A 23,134-nucleotide genomic window follows, 5' to 3' on the forward strand; every position below is an offset into this window, starting at 1 on the left:
TATACTCAGCGCTCAGTCTAACAAATTGGCGCTACTTGCCCCACCTTTATAGCCCTATGCTGCAAATCTATAACACCCTTAGCCGTTCTAAACAGGTCTTTAAGCCCATAGTGCCGGGCAAGGTCAAGATGTACGTCTGCGGCATGACGGTTTATGACTTTTGTCATATTGGCCATGCCAGGGTCATGATCGTCTTTGATATGGTGGTTCGTTGGCTTAGGGCTAGCGGTTATGAAGTGCTTTATGTGCGCAATATCACCGATATTGATGACAAAATCATCAATCGTGCCATTGAGAATGGCGAACCTATTTCTGTATTAACCAATCGCTTTATCGATGCGATGCATGCCGACTCGGATGAGTTGGGTTTAATGCATCCCGATCAAGAGCCGCGCGCTACCGATTACATCGCCCAAATGCAGGGCATGATTGGCAGGCTTATTGAAAACGAATTGGCTTATCAAGCTAATGATGGTGATGTCAATTTTGCGGTGCGTTTATTGCCACGTTATGGTCAGCTATCTGGTAAGTCGCTTGATGAATTACATGCTGGTGAGCGGGTGGCAGTGGGTGATGGCAAACGTGACCCACTGGATTTTGTTTTATGGAAAAGTGCTAAAGCAGAAGAGCCGGCTGATACTCGCTGGAAATCGCCCTGGGGCGAAGGCCGTCCAGGCTGGCATATTGAGTGCTCAGCAATGTCTTGTGACTTACTGGGCGAGCATTTTGATATTCATGGTGGCGGTGCCGATTTGCAATTCCCGCACCACGAAAATGAAATTGCGCAAAGCGAAGGCGCTTTGTATGGCAAAGACCGTAAAGAAGATGATGCCCCCTTCGTTAACTACTGGATGCATAACGGCCACATTCGGGTGAATGAAGAGAAAATGTCCAAGTCATTGGGCAACTTCTTTTTAATACGAGATGTCTTAAAAAGCTTTGATCCAGAAGTATTGCGTTTCTTCATGCTGAAGGCACATTACCGTAGCCCGATTAATTACAGCGATGCACAACTAGAAGAGGCGCGCTCAGGCCTTGGTCGTCTATATACCGCATTGGCTCAAGCCCCAAAAGCCCAATCAATTAATCTAGATCCACATAATCCATGGGCTAAGCGTTTTGCGGATGCCATGAATGATGATTTCAATACACCTGAAGCGATTGCAGTCTTGTTTGACCTGGCCAGCGAAGTCAACCGCGCGCAAGGTGATGAAAAGCAATTACTCGCCAATACAATGAAGGCTCTCGGCGCTTCCCTGAATTTCTTGCAGCGTGATCCAACCGCATTTTTGCAAGCAGGCTCCAAAGATCAGGATGGCTTAAGTCCTGCACAAATTGAAGAGCGTATCGCTGCACGTGTAGCCGCTAAACAGGCAAAAGATTTTGCCCAAGCGGACTCAATTCGTAAGACATTATTAGAGCAAGGAATTGTTCTGGAAGATAAACCCGGCGGCTTAACAGAATGGCGTAGGGCTTAATGACTGTAGTAAAAGAAATAAAAGTAGAAAAAGCAGAATCAATCTTGCAAGAAATTGCTCCAGACTATTGGGAGCAGGCTTGCAAGGAATTGATGAAGCACGATCGTATTCTGAAAAAACTGATTCCTAAAATTGGATCTGGATTTTTAGTGACACGCGGCGATTCATTTAATACTTTGGCGAGATCGATTGTGGGGCAGCAGATTTCAGTGGCAGCGGCCCAATCTGTTTGGAATAGAGTGGTTGCCGCTAGCAAAAAGAAAGTCACCCCTAAAAATATCCTTGCCCTCTCTGTAGAGGAGTTGCGCGCCGCTGGATTATCTGGACGCAAGGTAGAGTACATCCGCGATTTGGCGGATCACTTTGATTCCGGTCGCCTCCATGCCAATCAGTGGAAGGATATGGATGATGAGAGCGTGATCAAAGAATTAAGCGCTATTCGGGGAATTGGCCGCTGGACTGCTGAAATGTTCCTCATTTTTAATATGGTTCGCCCTAATATCCTCCCTCTAGACGATGTTGGTCTAATTAAGGCTATTTCCCTCAATTACTTCAGTGGCGAGCCTGTTAGCCGCCATGAGGCTAGGGAGGTGGCGGCCAATTGGGCCCCGTGGCGTACGGTTGCCACTTGGTATATGTGGAGAAGTATCGACCCCGTCCCGGTTGAATATTAAAATCAGACTATGAAAACGACTTTCCTGGATTTTGAGCAGCAAATCGCCGAATTAGAGTCAAAGATTGAAGAGCTGCGTTTTGTGCAAGATGAGTCATCGGTAGACATCTCCGATGAGATCAAAACGCTCGCCGAAAAAAGCCAGCAATTAACAAAAGATGTTTATGCCAATCTCACCCCTTGGCAGGTCTCACAAGTAGCGCGTCATCCTCAGCGTCCATACACGCTAGATTATGTTGGTGCCTTATTTACCGACTTTCATGAGCTTCACGGTGATCGTACTTTTGCAGATGACCAATCGATCATCGCTGGATTAGCCCGTTTTGAAAATCAGCCCTGCATGGTGATTGGTCATCAAAAGGGTCGCGATACCAAAGAGCGCGCTCTCCGAAACTTTGGTATGAGTCGTCCAGAAGGTTATCGCAAAGCAATGCGCCTCATGCGCCTTGCAGAAAAGTTTGGCATTCCGGTATTTACTTTTGTTGATACCCCAGGCGCATTCCCTGGTATTGATGCAGAAGAGCGCAATCAGTCTGAAGCGATTGGTCGCAATTTGTTTGTGCAAGCAGAGCTTGAGGTTCCAATCATCGCCACCATTATTGGTGAAGGTGGTTCCGGTGGTGCGTTAGCAATTGCTATGGGCGATGTGGTCTTAATGTTGCAGAACTCCACTTACTCAGTAATCTCGCCTGAAGGCTGCGCCTCTATCCTCTGGAAGACTGCCGATAAGGCTCCTGAGGCCGCTGAGCAGCTGGGCCTCACAGCTCAGCGCTTAAAGGCTTTGGGTCTAATCGATAAGATCGTTGCTGAGCCTATTGGTGGTGCACATCGTGATTACGACAATATGATGAGCAATATGCGCAAAGCACTTACTGAATCTTTAAAGACGTTTGATGGCATGAAAGTAGACGCATTGCTTGAGCGTCGTCATGAGCGTTTGATGAGCTATGGCAAGTTCAAGGAAATCACAGCAAAGTCCTAAGCTAGGAAAACGAATTGCGGTTGCCCTCAGTGGCGGCCTCGATTCGGTTGTGTTGCTTGACATGGTTTGTAAGGCACAAGCTAAAGCAACTACACAAAACAAAAACCAAGCCAAAGACCAAATCTACGCATTCCATATCCATCATGGTTTACAAAAGCCAGCGGATGACTGGTTAATCTTTTGTGAGAACTTGGCAAAAAAATACAAGATCCATTTTGATTTTCGCCTTCTGCATTTAGATAATTCCAATGAACAGGGTAATGTTGAGGCAAGGGCAAGAGCAGGTCGTTACGAGGCGCTCGCCGACCTGTGTGAAGAATATGGAATCGAAGATTTACTCTTGGCTCATCACCAAAACGATCAAGCAGAAACCGTTCTCCTGCAGCTCCTGCGTGGCTCGGGCGTAGCTGGCTTGTCTGGTATGCCAACCAGTAGGGGAGTTTCAAGCAATCAAACTCCCACCCTATGGCGACCACTTTTAAATCAAAGTAGACAAGAGCTTGAGGCTTACGCAAAAGAGCATAAGCTCCAATGGATTGAAGATCCCAGCAATCAAGATACAAAATATCGCCGTAATGCCGTCCGTAAAAGAATTATTCCAGCACTAGAAAAGATTCAACCAGAAGCATTAGCCAATATGGCGCGCAGTGCAGAGCTTCTTGGCGAAGCGCAAACACTGCTTAACCGACTGGCAACACAAGATGGCAAAAGTATTCTCATTAAAGATCAATTGAAAGTAAGCCTATTACTAGCTCTTGCTAAAGATGATTTACCGGCAGCAAACAATGTCTTGCGCTATTGGTTGCAAACGCAACAGTTGGCGATGCCATCTCAAGAGCGTCTTCAAGCTTGGTGGCGCGATCTTGCTAAAGTCAAGGTAGATGCCAAATTAGAGTGGTTGCATGATGAGAGAAAAATCTACCTATGGCGTGGGGCACTGCAAGTACCCAATTCAGAAGAAGGGCGTTGGGTTCTCAAATCATTGCCAGCGAATTCCAGGCAATTGGGCCTTCCTGCAGATTGGGTAAAAGCTGCCCAAAAGAATAATCAAATCACCCTTAGAGAGCGCTTAGGCTCGGAGAAAATCCAGATTAAGCCTAAGACGCCCCGTAAAACCCTTAAAAACCTCTACCAGGAGGCTGATATACCACCCTGGGAGCGTCAGGCACCCTTGCTCTATATCAATGATGAATTGATCGCGGTGGCAGGTATTGGGCTTAGTTACCCACATCTGACTTCGGCTGGCAAGCGTGTCCTGCCAATTTGGACTAAGGCGTAATCCCAGATTCTTTTTGATGACGTATGGTGCAAATGAGCACGGCATTTTTAGTTTCATCAAAGCTGTATAGCGCTACGTAACCAGACTTTCCGCGGGAGATAATTAACTCTCTGATGTGGGCATCGCAGGTGCGACCGATGTAAGGGTGTTCAGACAATATCTGAACTGCGCTCTCAATAATTTCTAAAGTAACTAGAGCAGCATTTTTATCACTTTCAACTAAAAAGTCAGTAAGTCTCTCGAGATCTAATAGGGCTCTTGGGGAGAAAACAATTCTTACCAATTCGCTGCTTTCAAGGTTGACTTCTTACCGGCAATGCGCGCTTTTAAATGTTTGAAGACTTTTTCTGCATCATGCACTTTACCTTCTTGTAAAGCCTCCTTGCGAGCATTGTTAGCGTCTTCAATAAAAGATCTTCGCAATTCCGCATTGATGCTTGCTTGCTTAATTGCTTCCACCATAAAGGCGTGTGTAGTAATGCCAAGATCTTTGGCGGCATTAGCTGCTTGGAGCTTGATTTCATCAGTGAGTTTGAGGGAGGTCGTACTTACAGGGCTCATGGAAGCTCCAAAGGAAACATTAAGGTAACACTAAAGTAACACCATGCTAAACCGGCACTAGAGCAAAGTCAACGAGTTGGTCTTAAGCCCTACAAAACCCTGTAAAATAAGCCCTTTTTAGACCTCCAAGGATTCATTTCCTTGTTACAGATAGTTAAATAGACGGTTTTTATGGCTCTTATCGTTCATAAGTACGGCGGCACCTCAATGGGTTCAACTGAGCGCATTGCCAATGTTGCCAAGCGCGTTGCCAAATGGATGCGTGCAGGCCACCAAGTGGTGGTCGTGCCCTCGGCTATGTCTGGCGAAACCAATCGCTTGCTCGGCCTTGCAAAAGAAATCAACCCGGATGCAAACCCACGCGAGTTAGATCAAATTGCATCTACTGGTGAGCAGGTTAGTTCTGGCTTATTAGCTCTGGCATTAATCCGTGAGGGTATCGATGCAGTGAGTTACGCTGGTTGGCAAGTAACAGTCCACACGGATTCTGCATTTACTAAAGCGCGTATTAAGAGCATTGAGAGCGACAAGATTCTCAAAGACCTGAATGCTGGTCGTGCAGTTGTTGTTACTGGTTTCCAGGGTGTTGATCCTAACGGCAATATCACCACGCTAGGTCGCGGTGGTTCTGATACATCAGCAGTAGCGATGGCAGCAGCCCTGAAAGCCGATGAGTGCTTAATCTACACAGACGTTGATGGTGTGTACACAACTGACCCCCGTGTTTGTGAAGATGCACGTCGCTTAGATAAGATTACTTTTGAAGAGATGCTAGAAATGGCAAGCTTAGGTTCAAAGGTATTGCAGATCCGTTCAGTGGAATTTGCTGGTAAGTACAAAGTTAAAACCCGGGTTCTGTCTTCATTGACAGACCCATTGATGCCTTTAGACATTGAGATGAAGTCGGGCACCTTGATTACATTTGAAGAGGACAGCACTATGGAAGCCGCAGTTATTTCCGGCATCGCCTTTGCGCGTGATGAAGCGAAGATTACCGTTCTTGGAGTTCCTGATCGTCCAGGTATTGCATATCAAATTCTTGGTCCGATTGCGGATGCCAATATTGATGTGGATATGATTATTCAGAACCAATCAGTTGAGGGTAAAACAGACTTTACTTTCACAGTGCCGCGTGCTGATTATCAAAAAGCATTGGACTTGCTCAAGAACACTGTGCAAGCGCATATTGAGGCAAAAGAAATCTCTGGCGATCCAAAAGTCTCTAAGGTTTCAGTTGTTGGTGTTGGTATGCGTTCCCATGTTGGTATCGCCAGCAAGATGTTCCGCACTTTGTCGGAAGAGGGCATCAATATCTTGATGATCTCTACTAGCGAAATCAAGATCTCTGTGGTCATTGATGAGAAATACATGGAATTGGCTGTACGCGCCTTGCACAAGGCATTTGAGCTGGACCAGAAGTAACTAAAAAGCGTAATAAACCCCTCAGAAGCGGTTATCCGTTAAACTGTGGGGCGTTGTAATAGTAAGAAGTACGGAGACGTGGCCGAGCTGGTCGAAGGCACTCCCCTGCTAAGGGAGCATCGGGGCTAAAACTCTGATCGGAGGTTCGAATCCTCTCGTCTCCGCCAGCACTTTTGGCATTTTTTCTGTTTTTCACTATATGCATCAATGACTTAGCCCCATAAACGGGGCTTTTTCTTTATTACTCCCGCTTACCAGTACGCTTACCACTCAAGCAATATTTGATTCCGGATGTGTGGCTAATGCAATTTAAGCTAACGATTACTCAGCACACCTTGATGGCATGGTTAATTAATTGTTGAGAAGCTAAAAAAGTTCAATAGATTCAGCTAGAAAACTGAACTGTAAAAATTTGCATCAGGCCTATGCTTATTGGGCTTATGAACCGAGATAGTGCCGATAGTGATGAAGCACAGAGGCTCCTCTTTATCTTTAAATAAAAATAATTCCCTCATCTTTTGGCTGTAAAGAGCCTTACCGCTTGATAGTCCTGAGCCAAATCCTAAAGCATTAGCCATTAGCAAAATATTTTGAATTGCACACCCTGCGGAGATGAGTTTTTCTTGCTCGGGAATATTGTCAAGTTCATTGTTCAGCTTAGCGGTTGCCAATAAAAGCAAGGGGCCTCGAAAAGCTTTCTGCTTTGCTTCATCAATTTGAGTTAGCGTTGCGCTTGGGTCTCTTGCTATGAGTGCGTCTGCAAATAAGTCACCTAATAAATTACGACTTTCGGGACTGACTTCATAAAAGTGCCAAGGCGTTACCTTTCCATGGTCGGGAGCGGCTCCAGCCGCATTCAAAATTTCTAATTTCTGGGGTAGGTTAGGGCCTGGTGCAATCAGTCTTTTAGGAGAAACATGCTGGCGACTATGGATCAGCGCATGAGCAAAGCCTCCGAGTGAATCTAAATTATCAGAAGCCAAAATCACTTAGTCCTGGATGGTCATCAGGCCTTCTTCCTAGGGGCCAAAAAAACTTTCGGTCAGATTCTTTAATGGGTAAATCATTGATGCTAGCGAAACGTCTCATCATGAAACCATTTTCATTGAACTCCCAATTCTCATTACCAAAGCTTCGCGACCAGTTACCAGAGTCATCATGACATTCGTAGGCAAAACGAACCGCAATGCGGTTATCTGTAAATGCCCATAATTCCTTAATCAGGCGGTAGTCAAGCTCCTTGGCCCATTTGCGGCGAAGAAACTCTTTGACTTGTTCTCTGCCTTTAGGGAATTCAGCCCGATTTCGCCAAATAGTATCTTCCGTATAAACCAGGGAAACCTTCTCGGGATCTCTTGTATTCCAAGCATCTTCAGCCATTCGAATTTTTTGAATTGCTGTTTCTTTAGTAAAAGGGGGTAGGGGTAGTTTTTGTTCCATAGTACTTTGCGGTTAATCTTTCGGAATAATAAGAATAAACAGGGATTTGCATACAATAGCAAAATTAGTACCACTTTTGGTGCATTCAAAATAAGCCTTTAATGAGATCGCTTTTGAGACATTTTTTTAAAAAGTTAATTACCATTTTTCTTCCGGAAACTACCTCAGTTTCTTGGTTAGAGAGGTTTAGATCGGCTTTAGGAGTTGTGCTGGGCTTGCTCGCAATAATGGGTCTTGGTTTATTGCTTGCAAGTTACGGAAACGCATCACCATGGATTGTCGCCTCGATGGGTGCCACTGCATTTTTATTATTTGTCTTGCCCTCAAGCCCAATGGCGCAACCATGGGCGGTTATAGGGGGTAGTTGCGTTTCTGCTTTGATAGGTGTTGCTTGTACGCAGTTTGTTCACGAATTGCCATTATTAATCCCCCTGTCCGTTGGGCTCGCAATTTTGGCAATGTTTACTTTGCGTTGCTTACACGCGCCTGCTGCAGCTTTGGCCCTTTTGATTCCTTTGGGCGGAATGGTAGACTTTCATTTTGTGCTTTTCCCGGTCTTGGGTAATGCTGTTTTATTGGTTTTGTGCGCAGTTATTTATAACTCCCTAACGGGCAGGCCATATCCGCAACGCCCTAAGGCCGTCTTGGATTCATCTCCACTGCAAAAACGAAATCGTAAGATCGAGGACCAAGAAATTAACGCTGTCTTGGAGAGCTATAACCAAGTACTAGATATCAGTAAGGATGATTTAGCCAATCTGATTTCTCAAGTTGAGCATGGGGCATATCAAAAGAAGTTGCAAGGTATGCTGTGTAAAAATATTATGACCACTGAAGTCTTATATGTTGGCATGGATTCACCTTTGGATCAGGCATGGAATCTTTTACGCAATCGTCATGTTAAAGCGTTACCGGTGATAGATGGCGCACGTAGGGTGCTTGGGATCATTACTTTAGAGGACTTTATTAAAAGTGCGGCGGTTGATTTTCATCAAAGCTTTGGGCAACGCATCAGGGGGTTTATGCGAGCCGCTGTTCCTGGCTTAAATAGCTTACCAAATGCAGTTGGACAGGTAATGAGTAAGCCGGTAAGGGTAATTAGTGAAGATCGAAATATGCTTGACTTGGCTGAGATATTTTGTGGTGATGGTCATCACCATATCCCCGTAATTAATGATAATAAGCAGTTGGTAGGAATGATTACTCAGTCTGACTTTGTAAAAGCTATTGACCAATCCATTGATATCAGATGAAAAATATTTTCAGAAAACTGATTAATTTCTTTCATCAAATTGCACCACCTCAGGACCAATACTCTTGGTTTGATAGGTTGCGAGTATCGATTGGTGTTGGCCTAACTATTTTTGCGATAGCCCTATTGAATCTTCTATGGGGTGATATGACTCAAGATGAGAACATGGTGACGGCAGTTTTTGGAGTCAGCGCTTTATGCATTTTCCTATTTCCCAATAGTAAATTCTTTTCGCCCTTAACTTTAATAGAGGCAAATCTATTAGCTTCCTGCGTAGCCTTCATTTGTGTTTATCTGATGCCATCGATTTCTGTGGGCATTCCATTCGCCGTCATTGGCACGATAGTTGGAATGTATTTACTGGGGTGTATGCATCCGCCAGCGGTTTTCTTAAGTATTTTTATAGTAATGGCTGGAACTAATAGCTATAACTTTGCCTTGCATCCTGTTTTGGCCGACTCTCTTGTGTTGACCTTGGCGAGTTTTTTAAACAAGGCTTTAATAAAGCGTTCGTTAGGCTAAGCTGTGCTACCCCCAAACACTCCAATCCTTGGATTGTGGTGAAGGTTCATTCCACTTCACTGGGTAATGCAGGGCTTTCCCGGGAGTGAGGCGACTCCAGATGGCTGCTACAACCGCAAGAATTGTCACCCCTACCAAAACTACTGCTACGAGATGGCCAAAGCCAGCGTGCGCCTGGATCATGATAAGTGGATTTGCACCAGCTGGCGGATGTACAGTTTGTGTAAGCAACAAGACCGCCAAAGTAATTACCTCCGCAAGCAAGTAAACCCATAAAGCATCATCAAAGAGCTGGTAGCAGACAATACCAATAAGTGCGCTGATGAGGTGCCCGCCAAATAAAGCTCTTGGCTGTGCTGCAGGAGCGCCAGTCAAGCCAAACAGAAATATCGTAGAGCCACCCAGTGATGCAAGCAGTAATGGTGATGCCGGTGGTTTTGTAACAATTAAAGCCAATCCAAGTGCAACCATTGCGCCTAGCGAAACCCATGCCAAACGTTTAACTATTTTGAGCATGACTTAGTGTAATCCAGCCATCGTAGATATTTGAATGGCTTGCCTGAGAATTGAGCTCGGACATTTGACTTGCCCAGATAGAATTTGCTCGGTAACGGATGCCGTTGAAATGGCGTCAATCTCTAAAAACGGTCTGAGATCTTCAAAGCGCTCTTCGGGGGTTGTCATTTCATTCGCATTTGGAAGCAAAAAATGCATTTCTGGCAATCGCTGCAGAGAAGCGGTTGGCTCACCCTCGCTTCCCCTCATCAAAATTGCATTTGCTGAACGAAGTTGAAAAAATTCTCGTAGTTTTTCTGGATATTCTGGGTGGGTGTAGTTAGAAACTTGCCAAGAGCTCTGAAGCGTTGGATTAATCAGTTTTGCCAGCACATGACCAGTATTCCGCAGACCAATTCTTTCTCTGATATCTAATAATTTTTGAAGGGCTGGGGAAATCACATTAAGAGGGCAAAAGATCGGTTGATTCAATGCCAGGAGGGCGCCAAATTCATCTTTGGACTTGAGAATTGGCCAGCCAAGAGACTTAAAAATTTCATGGCTCGTTACCCTGGTTAGATCTTTTTCGACCCCCTGAACAAGCACTGTAAAACCATAACTAGACAGCATGCCAGCAAGAAGTGGCGTTAAGTTTGCTTGCTTTCTAGCCCCGTTATAACTTGGTAAGACTATGGTGGGGCGTGTGCCAAGATTCAGTAAATTCAGATGCGGTTGTAGGGCGTCCATAAAGCCCATGAGCTCAGAGACAGACTCACCCTTGATGCGCATAGCAATACAAAATGCACCCAGCTCTAGATCGCTGACATTGCCATCTAGAATTTGTGTGAAGACTTCTTTTGCCTGATTGCGATCAAGGTCGCCGGCGCCTTTGCTGCCTCGGCCAATGACTTTTAAGAATGATTTGATGCTCATTGAAGGATTATGCCGCTACTTCCACTTTCTTGAGAAAGCTGACAATAATTTGCTTGACTTCGGGTTTGCAGGAACCGCAATTGGTTCCACATTGCGTTTCAGATTGAAGAGAGGTCATGGCGTCTTCGGGGGAGGTTCCTGCTGGCATCTTGCTTAAGCATTGCTTCATTGTGTCTGCAGATACATTAAAGCAATTACAAATTGCCTTACCTTTGGGTTTAATTTCTATAGGGGGTTTGCTAACAGGCATCAACAAAGACCGACCAAGGGTTTTTGCATCTAAGCCGCTTTCTAGGTACTCTCTTAACCAGGTAGTACTTGCTAGGCTTTCAATGGAGCCAGTCAGCATTGCAGATAGAACCTTCTCTTGAGCGCGAACAAGTCGTACTACGCCTCTGCGCTTATCGATATAGCGCATCACGGGCTCTCCAGATTCCTCATCCAACTTAAATTTACGTATTATTTGCTTTAAAGCTTGCGCGGCAAGAGAGTCTGATTCTTCTAGCGGGTCATCGTGGTGGGCGGCCTTGAATGAAATCCCAATGAGGTCACCATCCTGCTCTCTACCAAATAGAACGCATTGGGCGGAATCGAAATGAGGCAAGATGCTGCGCAAACTATTTTGAACAAAAAATACTTCTTCTTTGGAAAATAAGCCGAAAGCCACTAAATGCCAGGGAAGGTTTGCTGGCAAAATCTTGACGGCTGAATGTTTCAGTTCGGGCTGACCGGATACAGGGTCGATCATGTTGCAAGTAAGGCCGTTGACTCCGCGGCCCGGTGTTTTACCAGCAGCGCCTGAAATAAATTCAGAACCCCAGTGCATGGCAATAAAGGCTTGCGAGGAGGCGATATCGTCTGAGACTTTGATTGGGAAGATCTCACTACCTCTGCGACTGGTGACATGAACTAAATCACCATTTTCTAAATTCATCCTGCCAGCATCTTTGGGTGACATCTCCACACAAGGCTCTGGTGCATGTCCATAAAGTGTTCCAATGGTTCCCGTTCTACTCATCCCATGCCATTGATCTCTGAGGCGCCCAGTATTTAAGGCAAATGGGTAGCGAGCATCTACAGATTCTGCGGTTGCTTTATAGGGTGCAGCAATAAAGTGAGCTTTTTTATCTTTGGTAGGAAAAACGCCATTTTCATAAAGACGTTTTTTGCCAAAGAAATCTCCTTTGGGCATAGGCCATTGCTGTGGTCCGCGTTCCTCAAGGATTTTGTAGCTTAAACCAGTAATATCGAGATCGCGACCGGCTGTACTCTCACGATGCTCATTCCAAATATCCTCAGGTCCGGCGTAAGGAAATAGAGTGGATGTTCCTTCTTTTCTATTGCCTGGTAATAGCGCTTCAAGAGCTATTCCAATTTCAAGAGCGATCTGCCAATCATGTTTAGCAGACGCATAAGGATCAATTGCGGGATTTACTTTGGAAATTCTTCGCTCTGAATTTGTAACTGTCCCCACTTTTTCTGCCCAGGTAGTGGCGGGCAACAACACATCTGCATATAGGGTGGTGGCTGTGTGCGCATAAGCTTCCTGCACTACAACAAATTCTGCTTTGCTTAATCCCTCGTGAACTGCATTGAGATCGGGCATCGATTGTGCTGGGTTTGTACAGACGATCCATATGGCTTTTAGTTTTTCAGTACGCAATGCCTCAAACATGGGAATGGCACTAAGACCTGGCTTTTCGGGAACTGAATCCACCCCCCACAGGTTTGCAACTTCTGCACGATGTTCTGGGTTGGCAAGATCACGGTGTGCGGATAGTAGATTGGCTAAACCTCCAACCTCCCGACCACCCATGGCATTGGGTTGTCCAGTCAAAGAGAATGGACCAGCACCAGCTTTCCCTATTTGACCGGTGGCTAAATGTAAGTTAACTAAGGCAGCATTCTTGGCTGTACCTGATGCTGATTGATTTAATCCCTGGCAGTACATCGATAGGGTTGCAGGTGAAGTAGCAAACCATTGCGCCGCTTGGAACAAGTCTTTTTCATTAATACCGCAGATCTGACTTACTGCCTTAGGCGTGAAATCTCTAACCAAATCACGTAGCGCATCAAAATCCGCCGTATATGAGTTGATATAAGACTCATCAATCCATTTCTCCCAGAGCATGATGTAAAGCATCCCGTGATAGAGAGCAACATCAGTACCAGGTTGTATCTGTAGGTAGAGATCAGCTTCTTTGGCGGTATCGGTTTTTCTGGGGTCAACAACAATAACTTTGAGATCCGGATTATTTTTACGGGCATCCTCAAGACGTCTATACAAAATCGGATGAGCAAAAGCGGTATTTGATCCCGTAATAAAAATAGTGGATGCAGAATCAATATCTTCATAGCAACAGGGTGGGGCATCCATCCCCAAGGTTTGCTTGTAGCCAGCTACCGCACTAGACATACATAGGCGTGAGTTGGTATCAATATTGTTAGAGCCAATCAAGCCCTTCATTAACTTATTGAAGATGTAATAGTCTTCGGTCAGTAATTGACCGGACACATAAATGCCAACAGATTCTGAACCATGCTCTTGAATGATGTCGGCAAATTTTTGGGCAACAGTTTGAATTGCCTCGGGCCAAGAAATATCTACCGGCTCTTCACCCCTTGTTTTGCGGATGGCTGGTGAACCCAGTCGAGCCTGTATCTGAAGGCTTGGGTTTGCAGTGAGATGAAGGGTGGAGCCTTTACTGCAGAGTCTGCCAAAGTTTGCAGGATGATCGGGGTCGCCGCGAACCCCGGTTACCTCGATCTTTCCGTTACTTTCTGCGGTTTCAATAATGACGCCACAGCCAACACCGCAATAGCAACAGGTGCTCTTAACTTCAGCCATGAGTAGCTTGCAATTCCTCGCGGCTTAGCCAAACCACACCAGACTCTACTTTGACTGCAAAGGATTTAGCACAGCCTTCATCTGGGGCAACGGCACAGCCGGTGGAGAGATCTATATTCCAGGAATGCAGTGGACAGGTTACGGATTTTCCATGGACAATGCCCTGAGACAGGGGGCCACCTTTATGCGGGCACTTATCCAATACGGCAAATACTTCGTCTTCTGAATTTCTGAAAATAGCTATTTGACCAGCTGGCGCTTCAATAACCCGAGATCCCAGAACAGGAATCTCATCAACCGTTGTGATTTTTTGCCACTGATCAAGTTGGGCGGTATTAGACATTTCCAGCCTCGACAATAGGAATGGTTTTAAATTGACGAACATCTACACCAGCACGTTCAAAGTCTTTCCAAGGATCTGGAGCATCTTTTAGATCAAACAGCAGTCTTTCGTAGAGAGCTTTACGACTTTCAGCATCGTCGACCACCTTCTGCTTAATGTATTCCATGCCAACTCTTGCCAAGTAATGGACAGTTCGATCCAAATACCAGGCTTCTTCGCGGTACAGTTGTAAGAAGGCCCCAGAATATTCACGAACTTCCTCATCAGTTTTAACTTTACAGAGAAATTCCGCCACTTCTGTTTTAATGCCGCCGTTACCACCAATATAAAGTTCCCAGCCAGATTCAACACCAATAATGCCAACATCTTTGATGCCAGCTTCTGCGCAGTTTCGTGGGCAGCCAGACACTGCAAGCTTCACTTTGTGAGGTGCGTACATACCGAAGAGCATTCTCTCTAGATCTACGCCCATTTTCATGGAGGACTGGGTGCCAAAACGACAGTGCTCATCACCAACACATGTTTTCACTGTGCGAATTGATTTGCCATAGGCATGACCTGATGGCATATCCAACTCTTTCCAAACCGCTGGAAGATCATCCTTCTTGATGCCAAGTAAGTCAATTCGTTGGCCGCCAGTTACCTTGACTGTGGGCACTTGGTATTTCTCAGCAACGTCAGCAATTCTGCGTAGTTCAGAAGGAGTAGTTAGACCACCAAACATCCGCGGAATAACTGAGTAGGTGCCATCTTTCTGAATATTGGCATGAGCACGTTCATTAATGAAGCGGGATTGTGGATCATCTTTTGCTTCATGTGGCCATGTGGAGATCAAATAATAATTTAAGGCAGGGCGACAAGTCGCACAACCGTTAGGTGTTCTCCAATTAAGCTCGGCGCGAACTTGCTCTTGAGAAATTAAGTGGCCGGAGCGTATGGCTTGACGAATTTCATCATGAGAAAGATCGGAGCATCCGCAAATCGATTTCTTTCTGGGGGTTGCTGAATAATCTGTGCCAAGAACATTCATCAGCACTTGCTCAACTAGGCCTGTACATGAGCCACAGGAGCTGCTGGCTTTAGTGCATTTCTTCACTTCATCTAGTGTGAATAGACCCTGTTCCCGAATAGCCTTGACAATGGTGCCTTTGGTAACCCCATTGCATCCGCAGATTTCATCTGCATCAGTCATTCCGGCAGCTTTATTGTGGCCTTGATGGCCAACATCGCCAATATTGGATTCACCAAACATCAATGTGTCACGAATTTCTGCAATGCTTTGTTCGTCACGCATGAGCTTGAAATACCAAGTGCTATCTGCTGTATCGCCAAACATGCAGGCACCAATTAAACGATCATCTTTAAGAACTAATTTTTTATACACGCCACCAATAGGATCGGCTAGAGTAATTTCTTCAGTACCTTCGCCTCCCATAAAGTTTCCAGCGGAGAAGAGATCAACACCTGTTACTTTCAGTTTTGTTGATGTTACGGAGCCCTCATAGCGACCGATGCCGTGTTCGGCAAGGTGATTTGCACAAACCTTAGCCTGCTCAAATAAAGGCGCAACTAAACCATAGGCAGTTCCTCGATGGCTTGCGCACTCACCAACTGCATAGACTCTTGGATCAAACGTTTGTAGAGTGTCATTAACAACGATACCTCTTTGGCAATGTAAACCTGCAGATTCGGCTAACGCTGTATTGGGCTTAATACCTGCCGCCATAACAACTAAGTCAGCTGGTATTTCTAATCCACCTTTAAAGCGGATATGGCCGACACGATCGCCAGCAGTATTAGGGGTAATTGCCTCAGTAGAAGTTTTCAGTAAAAACTTAAGACCTTTTTCTTCCAAGGATTTTTGTAGTAAATCAGCCGCTGTTTTATCTAGCTGTCTTTCCATCAACCATTCGGCAAGATGGACCACGGTCACACTCATACCCCTGAGGGCTAGACCATTTGCAGCTTCTAGACCAAGCAGACCGCCGCCAATGACAACCGCATTTTTGTAACGCGTCGCCACATCAATCATCTCATTGGTATCTTTAATATCACGATACGCAATCACGCCAGGTAAATCATTTCCTGGAACGGGCAAGATGAATGGCAAAGAGCCGGTAGCCAGCAATAAGCGATCGTAGCTTTCAACAGTGCCATCATCAGCAATAACAGTGCGCTCTTTGCGATCAATCTTAGTTATGGTTTTTCCAAGATGAAGATGGATACCATTGCTCTTGTACCAATCAAGGTCATTTAGAACAATTTGCTCAAGAGTCTGTTCGCCTGCTAATACCGGGGACAGCAAAATACGGTTGTAGTTGGGATGGGGCTCAGCACCAAAGATGGTGATGTCATAAAGCTCTGGGTCGAGCTTTAATAGTTCCTCGATGGTCCGAACGCCGGCCATCCCATTGCCAATCATGACGAGTTTTTGTTTTTTCATGCTTTGATCTTGAAGCTATCTGCATAAGCAGCAGGGTTGGAGCCATTCCACACAACACCATCAAATAATTTGCTGGAGCGCATATCACTTTTTGGTAATGGGGTTTTGGAGGCCGTAGCCGCATCTTTGTAGATGGCGATGTTGTTAACCTTCTTCGCAACTGCCAAGTAATCTGGGTGTTCTTTGAGCAATCCCCAGCGCTTATGTTGGGTCATAAACCACATGCCATCAGACAGGTATGGGAAAGTCGCTAAACCGTCGTTATAAAACTTCATCGCATGCGGGTCATCCCATGTCTTGCCGATACCGTTGTTGTAGCGACCCATCATGCGGTCTTGAATCACGCTGACATCGGTATTGACAAACGAAGGTGCAGACACGACTTCTGCAGTTGCATGTTTGTTAGAGGTTGATGCATCAATATATTTTCCTGCCTCCAAGATTGCAGCTGTCACTGCGCGACAAGTATTGGGATACTTCTTTGCAAAGTCAGAAGTTGTACCCAGCGCCTTCTCTGGATGATCTTGCCAAATAGCTTGTGTAGTAATGGCTGTAAAGCCAATGCCGTCGATGATTGCACGGGCATTCCAGGGTTCACCTACACAATAGCCGTCCATATTTCCGCTACGCATATTTGCCACCATTTGTGGGGGCGGAACAGTGATAATTTTCGCGTCTTTAAATGGATTAATGCCATAGTTCGCTAACCAGTAGTAGAGCCACATAGCGTGTGTACCAGTTGGGAAAGTTTGCGCAAAAGTGTAGTCACGCTTTTCTTTATCCATGACAGCTTTAAGGCTTGCCCCATCAGTAACGCCCTTTTGGTAAAGCGCTTTAGATAAAGTAATTGCTTGGCCGTTATTGTTTAAGGACATCAGGAGTGACATATCTTTTTGTTGTCCACCGATACCCATTTGCAGTCCGTACATCAAGCCATACAGAATGTGCGACATATCATTTTCACCATTGACTAGCTTGTCACGGATTGCAGCCCATGATGCTTCTTTGGTGGGGATGATCTTGACACCGTATTTCTTATCTAGACCAAGATGGTTGGCCATGACAACAGAAGAGCAGTCTGTAAGGGCAATGAAACTGACCTTTACATCCGTTTTCTCAGGGGCATCTGAGCCTGCCGCCCATGCACCCGCTTTAACCATTGGGTCGATTAAGGACAGAATGCTTGCAGAGCCAATACTTTGGATAAGTTTGCGACGCGTAGGATTCGCATCAGCAACAGTGGGGGTAGTAGCTTCTGGTAATAAACCGCTAACGCTTGTTTTTTCTTTCATGCTGAGCTCCTTTAGTCGATAACTAACAATAAAGAAGTTATGAGTCCCGAGATAAGAGTGGTGGCTCAGTATTGGTGCACCAAATCAAAGCATGGGCACTTTTGGTTCACACAGAGAATTTAGGGCTATTGCCGACTGTTACAAATGATGCATGGAACAAATTGCACCAAGAACAGTCAAAGCACCCAAAATAAATGGAGTGATGTCTGGCGTCTACCTCATTGGTGCTGGGCCTGGAGCCTCTGATCTCATTACTGTTCGGGGCTCAAGAATTTTGGCTCAGGCAGACATTGTCTTTTATGACGCACTCATTGATATTTCTATGTTGGAGTGGTGTCCTGGCACTAGGATGGTGCAGGTAGGGAAAAGATGCGGATCACATTCAAGCTCTCAGCACTTCATTAACAAGCAATTGGTGGATGCTGCAGGCAAGTACTCAGTAGTTGTGCGCCTAAAAGGCGGGGATCCGATGATCTTTGGTCGTGCGCAGGAAGAAATTGACGCTCTTGAGAAAGCAAACGTGCGCTATGAGATTGTTCCAGGCATCACTACTGCCTTAGCGGCCTCGGCAGAATTAAAGCAGCCTCCAACTACGAGAGAGTTAAGTAGAACCCTGACGCTGACTACTCTTCCTGGCCGTTGCGCACATGAAGATCATAAAACCGCTATTTACTATATGGCGCGTGATCAGCTATCTGAGGTTGCGACAACATTGATTGCTCAGGGCTACACGGTAGATACGCCTGTTTGCTTGATGGAATCGGTTAGCCTGCCAACGCAACGCAGTTTCGCCTGCACATTAGATGAACTGCGCTTTGGTGATGTTCATCATCATTTTTTAGATAAGCAACCTGTTGTGGTGATGGTCGGAGAGGTTTATAGAAAAAAACTGCATACGCTTATCCCATTAATCGAGTCACAAAATCATTTCAACGCATTGCAAGCGGCATCTTAATTACTTACTAGGAGCTATAAATGAATTCATATCGTCCTTTTGATCCAGATAGACCTCTGTTTAGCAACCGCTGCAGCTGTGGACATCATGCATCTGAGTTAGATCATGCAAACTCGCTTTCAGCAATGATGGATGCCGAGCAGCAAAGCGCAGATTTTGTTGAGGCCAGCTTAGTTAAGGCTCTTTTTCCTCAAGAAGATCGTAGACGCGCGTTTTTAAAGGCTGTTGGAGTAGGTGGAGCAATGAGCGCTCTCTCAGGCTTCTTGCCAGTAGGGTCCTTGCAGGCAATGGCGCAAGAAAAAGCGCCATTAGAAAAACCAGACCTAAAAATTGGCTTTATCGCAATTACTTGTGCGACTCCACTCATCATGGCTGACCCACTAGGTTTTTATAAAAAACAAGGCCTGAACGTTACGCTTAATAAGACCGCAGGTTGGGCTTTAATTCGTGACAAGATGCTCAATAAAGAGCATGATGCCTCACACTTTTTATCACCAATGCCGATCTCAATGTCAATGGGCTTGGGTTCTGATCCTTCTCAGATGCGTGTGGCCACAATTCAGAACGTGAATGGTCAGGCTATTACGTTAGCTAACAAGCATAAAGATAATCGTGATCCGAAAAACTGGAAAGGCATGAAGTTTGCTGTTCCATTTGAATACTCAATGCATAACTTCTTGCTGCGTTATTACGTAGCTCAAGCTGGCTTGGATCCAGATAAAGATATTCAGATTCGCGTTACACCTCCACCAGAGATGGTGGCTAACTTACGTGCCGGCAATATTGATGGTTTTTTAGGGCCTGATCCATTTAACCAGCGCGCAGTGTATGACGAGGTCGGATTTATTCACATTCTGACTAAGCAGATTTGGGATGGTCACCCTTGCTGTGCTTTTGGAACCTCAGAAGAATTTATCCGTAAGAATCCAAATACCTTTGCAGCTCTCTATCGGGCAGTCTTAAATGCTTCCACGATGGCACGTGATCCTGCGAATAGACCTTTAATTGCTAAAGTAATTTCTACGCCAAATTACCTTAACCAGCCCGAGACAGTTGTAATGCAAGTTCTCACTGGTAAGTTTGCAGATGGTCTAGGCAATGTGCAAAACGTACCAGATCGCATCGACTTCAACCCAATTCCTTGGTACTCCATGGCAACCTGGATGTTGACCCAAATGCAGCGCTGGGGCTATGTCAAAGGCGATGTGAATTACAAGGACATCTCTGAAAAAGTATTCTTGTTGACCGACGCTAAAAAGTATATGGGTGAGACTGGCATTGCAGTTCCACCATTAGCTAAAGTGGGATACAAAAAAGACAAGATTATGGGTAAAGAGTTTGACCCTAGTCAGCCAGCAGCCTATTTGAAATCTTTTCAAACTAATAAAGCATGAACGTAAGGTAAATGAATGAAAACAGTATCAATTAAGGTTAAAGGCGCAATTCTATCGGTTGTGATTTTACTCATGTGCTTATTTATCTGGCATATGGCTACAACACAAAAAGTTACACCGCCGCCTGGGGTATCAACTGGCTCTAGTGAGTACAACAGCCTCATGGGTCAGGGCGGTAGTGAGCCTGTTCAAAAAACTGGGTTTCCAACCTTAACGCAGATGGGGGAGACTATCTATAAGCAGTTGTCACACCCTTTTTATGACAATGGTCCGAACGATAAGGGAATTGGTATTCAACTGGCCTATTCTTTGGCGCGTGTTGCCTTAGGATTCTTGTTGGCGATGATAGTAGCTATTCCGTTTGGATTCTGGATCGGCATGTCACCATTGGCTTACGAGGCATTTAATCCATTCATTCAAATTCTGAAGCCGATTTCGCCATTGGCTTGGATGCCTATCGCGCTCTACACCATCAAAGACTCTGCTATTTCTGGAATCTTTGTGATCTTTATTTGTTCCGTATGGCCAATGCTCCTCAACACAGCATTTGGAGTTGCTAATGTACGTAAAGAATTATTAAACGTTGCCAAGACATTGGAAGTCTCTCCTTTACGTAAGGCATTCTTAGTCATTCTTCCTGCTGCTGCACCAACCATTTTGACTGGTATGCGCATATCCATGGGTATTGCCTGGTTAGTGATCGTTGCTGCTGAGATGCTTGTTGGTGGTACCGGAATTGGTTACTTCTTATGGAATGAGTGGAATAACCTATCGCTCTCCAGTGTTATTTTTGCAATTCTTTTAATTGGTATTGTTGGAATGTTGCTAGATACAGCATTTGGCAAGTTACAAAAGGCGGTTTCGTATGCAGATTGAAAATACATTCCTCAAAGTTTCAAACCTCAGCAAGTCGTATAAAGCTGACGCACCTCCAGTATTTGAAGGAATAGATTTTGAAATCGAAAAAGGAGAGTTTGTTTGTATCATCGGCCATTCCGGATGTGGCAAAACTACTATTTTGAATGTGCTTGCTGGTCTTGAAGAAGCAACTGGCGGCGATGCCATCATGCTTGGTAAGCGTATTCAGGGCCCTGGTTTAGAGCGTGGAGTTGTATTCCAAGGGCATGCATTAATGCCGTGGATGACAGTACTGCAGAATGTGGCTTTTGCAGTGAAGTCAAAGTATCCCGATTGGTCAAAAGAGCAGATTACTGAGCATTCCAAAAAGTATCTAGCAATGGTCGGCTTGGTAAATGCTGAAAATAAAAAACCATCTGAATTATCTGGCGGTATGAAGCAAAGGGTTGGTATTGCAAGAGCCTTTGCAATTGAGCCAAAAATGCTACTACTTGATGAACCATTCGGAGCCTTGGATGCGTTAACTCGTGGGGTTATTCAGGATGAGCTACTCAAAATTTGCAAAGAAACAAATCAAACTGTATTTATGATCACCCATGATGTTGATGAGGCAATCTTGCTTTCTGACAAAATTATGCTGATGAGCAACGGCCCTAATGCACGTATCGCTGAAATCGTTGTCAACACTTTGCCTAAAGGAAGAAAGCGGGCCAATTTACATCATGATGCTATGTATTACCCAATGCGAAACCATTTAGTAGATTTTCTAGTCAATCGATCAAAGGATCTGCAGGTAAAAGGAGCTAAGGGTGAGTTGGATGGATACAAGCCTGTAATAGTGCTTCCAGGTGTTGATGCGGTTGTTGCTTGATACACTAAAACTTAAAACTAGGAGAAAAAAATGGATCGTTCAGTAGTTACACAAAAAATTATCGAAGCCAAAGTTCGCAATGGCATGAAGTGGAGTGATATCGCAAAAGCAATAGGCGAATCAAAGGAGTGGGTTACTGCAGGCTGTTTAGGTCAAATGACCTTTACTAAGGTGCAGGCTGAAGCCGCTGGTAAGTTATTTGATTTGACTGATGAAGAGATGGCTTGGTTGCAAATTGTTCCTTATAAAGGATCTTTGCCAACCGCCGTTCCAACAGACCCATTGATCTATCGTTGGTATGAGATTGTGAGTGTTTATGGCACTACTATTAAAGAGTTAATCCATGAAGAGTTTGGCGATGGCATTATGAGTGCAATCGATTTCTCAATGGATATCCAGCGCGAGCCTGATCCAAAAGGCGATCGTGTTCAAGTAGTGCTATCAGGTAAGTACCTTTCTTACAAGACTTACTAAAAATAGAAGCGCCCCTGAGAACCACCTTCGGGTGGTTTTTTATTGGAGTATTCTTAGCGACAACTTACTTAAAAATAGAGATTAAATATGTCAGACATCATAGATTTTAAGGCGCTAGTCAGTCATATTGGCGAGGCCGTGATCATTTCTGATCGAGATGAAAATATTTTGTTTTGGAATGCATCTGCTGAGCGCATATTTGGGTATAGCCCAGACGAGGCCTTGGGAAAAGCACTCAGCATCATTACGCCTGAGCGTTTTAGAGAGCGGCACTCTAAAGGGTATTTTCACACTATTCAGACAGGTGTAACAAAGTATGGAAATACTTTGTTAAGAGTTCCTGCGATGCATAAGGATGGGCGTTCTATCTCCATTGCTTTTTCAGTAAGCATGCTTTTTGATGATAAAAAACAACCCATTGCCATAGCTGCGATTGTCCGAGATGAAACTGAACGTTTTCAAGAAGAGCGTAATTTGAAGGCCAAACTGGCAGCATATGAGAGTAGCGAGTAAAGCTCCAACACTAAGATTGCTATAAATTTGCTTGGTTTTAGCCCTTTTGTTTCTCCTTCGCTATTACTTATGCCCATAATTTGCTTACCATCCCGCTTACCAGTGA

23 protein-coding genes and 1 tRNA gene are annotated in these 23,134 nt (G+C 45.0%); 14 read left to right on the forward strand and 10 right to left on the reverse strand.

Going from position 1 to position 23,134, the window contains the following annotated elements; genetic code table 11:
- Positions 1-56: 56 nt before the first annotated feature.
- Genes cysS through tilS form a run of 4 tightly spaced genes read left to right on the forward strand, consistent with a single transcriptional unit; the run spans position 57 to position 4,412 of the window.
- On the forward strand, positions 57-1,478 hold the full coding sequence (cysS, locus tag ICV90_RS04615) for a cysteine--tRNA ligase (protein ID WP_215360096.1): 1,422 nt from the start codon (positions 57-59) through the stop codon (positions 1,476-1,478).
- On the forward strand, positions 1,478-2,152 hold the full coding sequence (locus tag ICV90_RS04620; protein WP_215360098.1) for a DNA-3-methyladenine glycosylase: 675 nt from the start codon (positions 1,478-1,480) through the stop codon (positions 2,150-2,152). Before cysS ends, ICV90_RS04620 begins: the two co-directional genes overlap by 1 nt.
- Before the next feature lie 9 nt (positions 2,153-2,161).
- Positions 2,162-3,133 carry an acetyl-CoA carboxylase carboxyltransferase subunit alpha gene (locus ICV90_RS04625; RefSeq protein ID WP_215360100.1) on the forward strand — a complete coding sequence of 324 codons (972 nt, stop codon included), beginning with the start codon at positions 2,162-2,164 and terminating at the stop codon, positions 3,131-3,133.
- Complete coding sequence (gene tilS, locus ICV90_RS04630; RefSeq protein ID WP_215360102.1) at positions 3,099-4,412, forward strand: tRNA lysidine(34) synthetase TilS; 1,314 nt, start codon at positions 3,099-3,101, stop codon at positions 4,410-4,412. Before ICV90_RS04625 ends, tilS begins: the two co-directional genes overlap by 35 nt.
- Here the strand turns inward: tilS and ICV90_RS04635 are convergent.
- Both ICV90_RS04635 and ICV90_RS04640 read right to left on the reverse strand, forming a co-directional pair.
- Positions 4,402-4,695: a type II toxin-antitoxin system RelE/ParE family toxin gene (locus ICV90_RS04635; protein ID WP_215360104.1), complete on the reverse strand. Its 294-nt coding sequence runs from the start codon at positions 4,693-4,695 to the stop codon at positions 4,402-4,404. The genes tilS and ICV90_RS04635 overlap by 11 nt on opposite strands.
- Entirely contained in the window at positions 4,689-4,973 is a 285-nt protein-coding gene (locus tag ICV90_RS04640) for a hypothetical protein (RefSeq protein WP_215360106.1), read from the reverse strand. The genes ICV90_RS04635 and ICV90_RS04640 overlap by 7 nt, the downstream gene beginning before the upstream one ends.
- Before the next feature lie 171 nt (positions 4,974-5,144).
- Between ICV90_RS04640 and ICV90_RS04645 the strand changes: the two genes are divergently transcribed.
- Both ICV90_RS04645 and ICV90_RS04650 read left to right on the forward strand, forming a co-directional pair.
- Positions 5,145-6,395: an aspartate kinase gene (locus tag ICV90_RS04645; protein ID WP_215360107.1), complete on the forward strand. Its 1,251-nt coding sequence runs from the start codon at positions 5,145-5,147 to the stop codon at positions 6,393-6,395.
- Between the two features lie 72 nt (positions 6,396-6,467).
- Positions 6,468-6,562: transfer RNA gene (locus tag ICV90_RS04650), tRNA-Ser, on the forward strand.
- 222 nt (positions 6,563-6,784) lie between these two features.
- Here the strand turns inward: ICV90_RS04650 and ICV90_RS04655 are convergent.
- The gene (locus tag ICV90_RS04655) at positions 6,785-7,378 is read right to left on the reverse strand and encodes a nitroreductase (RefSeq protein WP_215360109.1); all 594 of its coding nucleotides are present in this window, start codon (positions 7,376-7,378) and stop codon (positions 6,785-6,787) included.
- Entirely contained in the window at positions 7,368-7,835 is a 468-nt protein-coding gene (locus ICV90_RS04660) for a nuclear transport factor 2 family protein (protein ID WP_215360111.1), read from the reverse strand. The genes ICV90_RS04655 and ICV90_RS04660 overlap by 11 nt, the downstream gene beginning before the upstream one ends.
- A 215-nt stretch (positions 7,836-8,050) precedes the next feature.
- On the opposite strand from ICV90_RS04660, the gene ICV90_RS04665 reads away from it, so the two are divergent.
- Together ICV90_RS04665 and ICV90_RS04670 are read left to right on the forward strand one after the other, a co-directional pair.
- The gene (locus ICV90_RS04665) at positions 8,051-9,088 is read left to right on the forward strand and encodes an HPP family protein (RefSeq protein ID WP_215360113.1); all 1,038 of its coding nucleotides are present in this window, start codon (positions 8,051-8,053) and stop codon (positions 9,086-9,088) included.
- Positions 9,085-9,609, forward strand: coding sequence for an HPP family protein (locus tag ICV90_RS04670; RefSeq protein ID WP_071467211.1), 525 nt, complete (start codon positions 9,085-9,087; stop codon positions 9,607-9,609). Before ICV90_RS04665 ends, ICV90_RS04670 begins: the two co-directional genes overlap by 4 nt.
- 6 nt (positions 9,610-9,615) lie before the next feature.
- On the opposite strand, the gene ICV90_RS04675 is transcribed toward ICV90_RS04670, so the two are convergent.
- The 6 genes from ICV90_RS04675 to ICV90_RS04700 are packed head-to-tail and all read right to left on the reverse strand — an operon-like array spanning position 9,616 to position 17,963.
- Positions 9,616-10,125, reverse strand: coding sequence for an HPP family protein (locus ICV90_RS04675; RefSeq protein ID WP_071467212.1), 510 nt, complete (start codon positions 10,123-10,125; stop codon positions 9,616-9,618).
- Positions 10,126-10,128: 3 nt separating this feature from the next.
- The gene (gene ybiB, locus ICV90_RS04680; RefSeq protein ID WP_215360115.1) at positions 10,129-11,037 is read right to left on the reverse strand and encodes a DNA-binding protein YbiB; all 909 of its coding nucleotides are present in this window, start codon (positions 11,035-11,037) and stop codon (positions 10,129-10,131) included.
- A 7-nt stretch (positions 11,038-11,044) separates the two neighbouring features.
- On the reverse strand, positions 11,045-13,885 hold the full coding sequence (locus ICV90_RS04685) for a nitrate reductase (protein WP_215360116.1): 2,841 nt from the start codon (positions 13,883-13,885) through the stop codon (positions 11,045-11,047).
- The gene (gene nirD / locus ICV90_RS04690) at positions 13,878-14,228 is read right to left on the reverse strand and encodes a nitrite reductase small subunit NirD (RefSeq protein ID WP_011902842.1); all 351 of its coding nucleotides are present in this window, start codon (positions 14,226-14,228) and stop codon (positions 13,878-13,880) included. Before nirD ends, ICV90_RS04685 begins: the two co-directional genes overlap by 8 nt.
- Positions 14,221-16,671 carry a nitrite reductase large subunit NirB gene (gene nirB, locus ICV90_RS04695; protein ID WP_071467215.1) on the reverse strand — a complete coding sequence of 817 codons (2,451 nt, stop codon included), beginning with the start codon at positions 16,669-16,671 and terminating at the stop codon, positions 14,221-14,223. Before nirB ends, nirD begins: the two co-directional genes overlap by 8 nt.
- Entirely contained in the window at positions 16,668-17,963 is a 1,296-nt protein-coding gene (locus ICV90_RS04700; RefSeq protein ID WP_071467216.1) for a CmpA/NrtA family ABC transporter substrate-binding protein, read from the reverse strand. The genes nirB and ICV90_RS04700 overlap by 4 nt, the downstream gene beginning before the upstream one ends.
- Before the next feature lie 151 nt (positions 17,964-18,114).
- Between ICV90_RS04700 and cobA the strand changes: the two genes are divergently transcribed.
- From cobA to ICV90_RS04730, 6 genes are all read left to right on the forward strand, one after another.
- Positions 18,115-18,918, forward strand: a complete 804-nt coding sequence (gene cobA, locus ICV90_RS04705; protein ID WP_251367329.1) for a uroporphyrinogen-III C-methyltransferase — start codon at positions 18,115-18,117, stop codon at positions 18,916-18,918.
- A 20-nt stretch (positions 18,919-18,938) separates the two neighbouring features.
- Positions 18,939-20,312: a CmpA/NrtA family ABC transporter substrate-binding protein gene (locus tag ICV90_RS04710; RefSeq protein WP_215360118.1), complete on the forward strand. Its 1,374-nt coding sequence runs from the start codon at positions 18,939-18,941 to the stop codon at positions 20,310-20,312.
- A gap of 15 nt (positions 20,313-20,327) precedes the next feature.
- A complete protein-coding gene (gene ntrB, locus ICV90_RS04715; protein WP_071465701.1) occupies positions 20,328-21,188 on the forward strand; it encodes a nitrate ABC transporter permease in 861 nt (286 codons plus the stop codon).
- Positions 21,178-22,041 carry an ABC transporter ATP-binding protein gene (locus ICV90_RS04720; RefSeq protein WP_215345032.1) on the forward strand — a complete coding sequence of 288 codons (864 nt, stop codon included), beginning with the start codon at positions 21,178-21,180 and terminating at the stop codon, positions 22,039-22,041. Before ntrB ends, ICV90_RS04720 begins: the two co-directional genes overlap by 11 nt.
- Positions 22,042-22,071: 30 nt before the next feature.
- Positions 22,072-22,515, forward strand: coding sequence for a cyanase (gene cynS, locus ICV90_RS04725; protein WP_011902835.1), 444 nt, complete (start codon positions 22,072-22,074; stop codon positions 22,513-22,515).
- A gap of 87 nt (positions 22,516-22,602) precedes the next feature.
- Positions 22,603-23,028, forward strand: coding sequence for a PAS domain S-box protein (locus tag ICV90_RS04730; protein WP_071465703.1), 426 nt, complete (start codon positions 22,603-22,605; stop codon positions 23,026-23,028).
- Positions 23,029-23,134: the final 106 nt, after the last annotated feature.

The organism is Polynucleobacter sp. JS-JIR-II-b4 (genome assembly GCF_018687815.1).
GTDB lineage: Bacteria > Pseudomonadota > Gammaproteobacteria > Burkholderiales > Burkholderiaceae > Polynucleobacter.